The organism is Streptomyces sp. NPDC059456 (genome assembly GCF_042750055.1).
Lineage (GTDB): Bacteria > Actinomycetota > Actinomycetes > Streptomycetales > Streptomycetaceae > Streptomyces.
This window is the reverse complement of sequence record NZ_JBHYVA010000664.1, coordinates 1-4,738: the sequence shown is the minus strand read 5'-3', so window position 1 is coordinate 4,738 and position 4,738 is coordinate 1. Positions and strand designations below refer to the sequence as shown.

Annotated in this window: 5 protein-coding genes; 1 reads left to right on the top strand and 4 read right to left on the bottom strand. The window is 69.7% G+C overall.

Features of this window, described 5'->3' with window-relative positions; genetic code table 11:
• Nucleotides 1-2 precede the first annotated feature (2 nt).
• Genes ACFXA3_RS35895 through ACFXA3_RS35880 form a run of 4 tightly spaced genes read right to left on the bottom strand, consistent with a single transcriptional unit; the run spans nucleotide 3 to nucleotide 3,150 of the window.
• Complete coding sequence (locus ACFXA3_RS35895) at nucleotides 3-431, bottom strand: Fur family transcriptional regulator (protein ID WP_385194168.1); 429 nt, start codon at nucleotides 429-431, stop codon at nucleotides 3-5.
• A gap of 51 nt (nucleotides 432-482) precedes the next feature.
• The gene (locus ACFXA3_RS35890) at nucleotides 483-1,349 is read right to left on the bottom strand and encodes a metal ABC transporter permease (protein WP_385194166.1); all 867 of its coding nucleotides are present in this window, start codon (nucleotides 1,347-1,349) and stop codon (nucleotides 483-485) included.
• Nucleotides 1,349-2,140 carry a metal ABC transporter ATP-binding protein gene (locus tag ACFXA3_RS35885; protein WP_385194164.1) on the bottom strand — a complete coding sequence of 264 codons (792 nt, stop codon included), beginning with the start codon at nucleotides 2,138-2,140 and terminating at the stop codon, nucleotides 1,349-1,351. Before ACFXA3_RS35885 ends, ACFXA3_RS35890 begins: the two co-directional genes overlap by 1 nt.
• Before the next feature lie 23 nt (nucleotides 2,141-2,163).
• Complete coding sequence (locus ACFXA3_RS35880) at nucleotides 2,164-3,150, bottom strand: metal ABC transporter substrate-binding protein (protein ID WP_385194162.1); 987 nt, start codon at nucleotides 3,148-3,150, stop codon at nucleotides 2,164-2,166.
• A 155-nt stretch (nucleotides 3,151-3,305) separates the two neighbouring features.
• Between ACFXA3_RS35880 and ACFXA3_RS35875 the strand changes: the two genes are divergently transcribed.
• Nucleotides 3,306-4,688, top strand: a complete 1,383-nt coding sequence (locus ACFXA3_RS35875; RefSeq protein ID WP_385194160.1) for a glycine--tRNA ligase — start codon at nucleotides 3,306-3,308, stop codon at nucleotides 4,686-4,688.
• Nucleotides 4,689-4,738: the final 50 nt, after the last annotated feature.

Here is a 4,738-nt window from a genome sequence, read left to right as displayed (position 1 = left end):
GGTCAGCCCGCCGCCGCGCAGTCCGCGCAGGTGCCGAAGATCTCCACCGTGTGGGCGACGTTCACGAAGCCGTGCTCCGCGGCGATGGACTCCGCCCACTTCTCCACCGCCGGGCCCTCCACCTCGACGGCCTTGCCGCACTTGCGGCAGACCAGGTGGTGGTGGTGGTCCCCGGTGGAGCAGCGCCGGTAGACCGACTCGCCGTCGCTGGTGCGCAGCACGTCGACCTCGCCGGCGTCGGCGAGCGACTGGAGGGTGCGGTAGACGGTGGTCAGGCCCACGGAGTCACCGCGGTGCTTGAGCATGTCGTGCAGCTCCTGGGCGCTGCGGAACTCGTCCACCTCGTCCAGCGCCGCCGCGACGGCGGCCCGCTGCCGGGTGGACCGTCCTCGTACTGGCGCGGTATTCATCTCGCCAGGCGCAGTCGCCACCGGTTCCTCCTCGTATCGGCCTCGGCCCATTGTGCCAGGCGGCCGTCCCTCCTAGACCTTCACATCATCGCGCGTGCAGACCTCTTCGGCGGCGCGCGCCGCGTTGGCCCGGCGCCGCGCCAGCGGCGTGGACAGGGCCGTCATCACCATGAAGACGCCGATGGCGAGCAGCACGATGGTGCCGCCGGAGGGGGCGTCGATGTAGAACGTCGCGACCGTGCCGGAGAGCGAGACCAGCACGCCGATCACCATGGCCACCGACAGGGTGGCGGTGAACCCGCGGGTGACGCGCTGCGCCGCCGCGACCGGGATCACCATCATGGCGCTGACCAGCAGCAGGCCGACGATCCGCATGGCCACGGTGACGGTGACGGCGGCGGTGACCGCGATCAGCAGGTTCAGGAACCGCACCGGCAGGCCGGTGACCCGGGCGAACTCCTCGTCCTGGCAGACCGCGAACAGCTGGCGGCGCAGGCCGATGGTCACGGCGACGACGAACGCGGCGAGGATCACGACCGCGGTGACGTCCTCGGCGGAGACCGTGGTGATCGAGCCGAACAGGTAGCTGGTCAGACTGGCCGTCGAGCCGCCCGGAGCCAGGTTGATGATCATCACGCCGCCGGCCAGGCCGCCGTAGAACAGCATGGCGAGCGCGATGTCGCCGCTGGTCTTGCCGCGCGAGCGGATCAGCTCCATGCCGACCGCGCCGAGGACGGCGACCAGGGTCGCGATCCACACCGGGCTCGTGTTGAGCAGGAAGCCGAGGGCCACGCCGGTCATGGCCACGTGACCGATGCCGTCGCCCATGACGGCCTGGCGGCGCTGGACGAGGTACGTGCCGATCGCGGGGGCGGTGACGCCGACCAGGACGGCCGCGAGCAGGGCCCGCTGCATGAAGGCGTAGGTGAGGATTTCCATCAGCTCAGCAGTCCCGTCCGGAGGGGCTCGGCGTCGTGCGCCGCGTGGGGGTGTACGTGGTCGTGGCCGGGCAGGGCGTGCTGGCCCACGGCCTCCGGGGGCGGGCCGTCGTGGACGACGCAGCCGTCGCGCAGGACGACGGCGCGGTCGATCAGCGGCTCCAGCGGGCCCAGCTCGTGCAGGACGAGCAGGACGGTCGAGCCGGCGGCGACCTGCTCGCGCAGGGCGTTCGCCAGGACCTCCTGGTTGGCGAGGTCGACCCCGGCCATCGGCTCGTCCATGATCAGGAGTTCGGGCTCCACGGCGAGCGCCCGGGCGATGAGCACGCGCTGGTGCTGGCCGCCGGAGAGGGCGTTGACCGAGGCGTCGGCGTACGGGCCCATGTCGACGAGGTCCAGGGCCCGCTCCACGGCGGCCCGGTCGGCCTTGCGGAGGATGCCGAAGCGGGAGCGGGCGAGCCGGCCGGAGGAGACGACCTCGCGGACGGTGGCCGGGACGCCGCTGGCGGCGGTGGTGCGCTGCGGGACGTACCCGATGCGCGACCAGGCGCGGAAGTTCCTGAAGTCCGTGCCGAACAGGGCCAGCTCGCCGTCGGACAGCGGAACCTGCCCGACGACGGCGCGCACGGCCGTGGACTTGCCGGAGCCGTTGGCGCCGAGCAGGGCGACGACCTCGCCGCGCCGCACGGTGAGGTCGACCCCGCGCAGCACGGGGCGGGAGCCGAGCGAGGCCGTGGCCCCGCGCAGGGATATGACGGGCTGGTCCGTGGGCCGGGCGGGCTTGGACTCCATGGCACGCGCCTCCGTTACTGCCATCACTTGCTACCGAGTGCCTTCTGCAGGTTCTTCAGGTTGGACCGCATGACCTCGAAGTAGTCAGCGCCCTGGGACTTGTCGGAGATGCCCTCGAGCGGGTCGAGGACATCGGTCTTCAGGCCCGTGTCGGCGGCGAGCGTCTTGGCGGTCTTGTCGCTGGCCAGGGTCTCGAAGAACACGGTCGAGACATTGTCCTTCTTCGCGACGGCCTGGAGTTCCTTCACCCGGGCCGGGCTCGGCTCGGACTCGGGGTCGACGCCGGAGATGCCCTCCTGGTCGAGGCCGTAGCGTTCGGCGAGGTAGCCGAAGGCGGAGTGCGTGGTGATGAACGTCCTGGACGAGGTGTTCTGCAGGCCGTCCTTGAACTCCGTGTCCAGCGCGGCCAGTTTGCCGGTCAGCTCGTCGGTGTTCTTGCGGTAGTCGGCCGCGTGGCCGGGGTCGGCCTTCTCCAGGGCCGCGCCGACGCCCTTGGCGATCTCGGCGTACTTCACGGGGTCGAGCCAGACGTGCGGGTCCTCGCCGGCCTCGCCGTGGTCGTGGCCGTGGTCGTGGGCCTCTTCCCCGGCGCCCTCCTCGCCCTCGTGGGCGTGGTCGTGGCCGGAGGAGGCGTGGACCTCCAGCTTGGTGAGGGCGGCGGCGTCGACGACGTGCTTCACGCCGGACTGGGCGACGGCCTTGTCGACGGCGGGCTGCAGGCCCTTGAGGTAGAGCACCACATCGGATGCGCCGAGCCGGCCGGTCTGGCGCGGGGTGATCTCCAGGTCGTGCGGCTCGACGCCCGGCTTGGTCAGGGTGTCGACCTTCACGTGGTCCTTGCCGATCTGTTCGGCGAGGAACTGCATCGGGTAGAACGACGACATGACCTGGAGTTTTCCGTCCTCGTGGCCCCCCGCGGCCGAGGCTCCGGAGCAGGCGGTGAGGGCCGTGGCGCCGAGGGCGACGGCTCCGCCGAGGGCGGCGGCGGGTATGACTCGTCGTACGTTCATGACATCCATTTTCATCAAAGATGGAAACGATTGTCAAAAACCCTGGTCGGGGGCCCGGCCCGGGGGCCGTGGAAGGGGAACCGATTTGAAAGGGGGGGTGCGGGCGCCGGTAACCTGAGGCATTCGCCGTTCGTCCTCGTAATGAAGAGAGCACCGTGGCCGCCGACAAGATCGACACCATCGTCAGCCTGAGCAAGCGCCGTGGCTTCGTTTTCCCGTGCAGTGAGATCTACGGCGGCTCCAGGGCTGCCTGGGATTACGGCCCGCTCGGTGTCGAGCTCAAGGAGAACATCAAGCGCCAGTGGTGGAAGGCGATGGTCACCGGGCGTGAGGACATCGTCGGTATCGACTCGTCCGTGATCCTGGCCCCCGAGGTCTGGGTGGCCTCCGGCCACGTCGCGACCTTCTCCGACCCGCTCACCGAGTGCACCTCCTGTCACAAGCGCCACCGCGCCGACCACCTGGAGGAGGCGTACGAGGCCAAGCACGGCCGTCTCCCCGAGAACGGCCTCGCCGACATCAACTGCCCCAACTGCGGTGTGAAGGGCCAGTTCACCGAGCCCAAGCAGTTCTCCGGCATGCTGGAGACCCACCTGGGCCCGACCCAGGACACCGGCTCGAAGGCGTACCTGCGCCCCGAGACCGCCCAGGGCATCTTCACCAACTTCGCCCAGGTGCAGACCACCTCGCGCAAGAAGCCCCCGTTCGGCATCGCGCAGATGGGCAAGTCCTTCCGCAACGAGATCACGCCGGGCAACTTCATCTTCCGCACGCGCGAGTTCGAGCAGATGGAGATGGAGTTCTTCGTCAAGCCGGGCGAGGACGAGCAGTGGCAGGAGTACTGGATGCAGGAGCGGTGGAACTGGTACCGCGACCTCGGCATCCGCGAGGAGAACATCCGCTGGTACGACCACCCGAAGGAGAAGCTGTCCCACTACTCGAAGCGCACCGCCGACATCGAGTACCGCTTCAACTTCGGCGGCAGTGAGTTCTCCGAGCTGGAGGGCATCGCCAACCGCACCGACTTCGACCTCAAGGCGCACTCGGCGGCCTCCGGTCAGGACCTCGTGTACTTCGACCAGGAGTCGAAGGAGAAGTACACCCCGTACGTCATCGAGCCGGCGGCCGGCGTCAACCGCGCCATGCTCGCCTTCATGCTCGACGCGTTCAACGAGGACGAGGCCCCGAACGCCAAGGGCGTCATGGAGAAGCGCACCGTGATGCGCTTCGACCCGCGCCTGGCCCCGATCAAGGTCGCCGTCCTGCCGCTGTCCCGCAACGCGCAGCTGTCGCCGAAGGCCAAGGGCCTCGCCGCCGACCTGCGCAAGTTCTGGAACATCGAGTTCGACGACGCGGGCGCCATCGGCCGCCGCTACCGCCGCCAGGACGAGATCGGTACGCCGTTCTGCGTCACCGTCGACTTCGACACCCTGGACGACAACGCGGTGACCGTGCGCGAGCGCGACACCATGAAGCAGGAGCGCGTCTCCCTGGACCAGATCCAGAGCTACCTCGGCAGCCGCCTGCTCGGCTGCTAGTTCCCGCTCGAAAGGCCGGTGGGGGCGGGGGGGGGGGGCGGCCCCCGGGC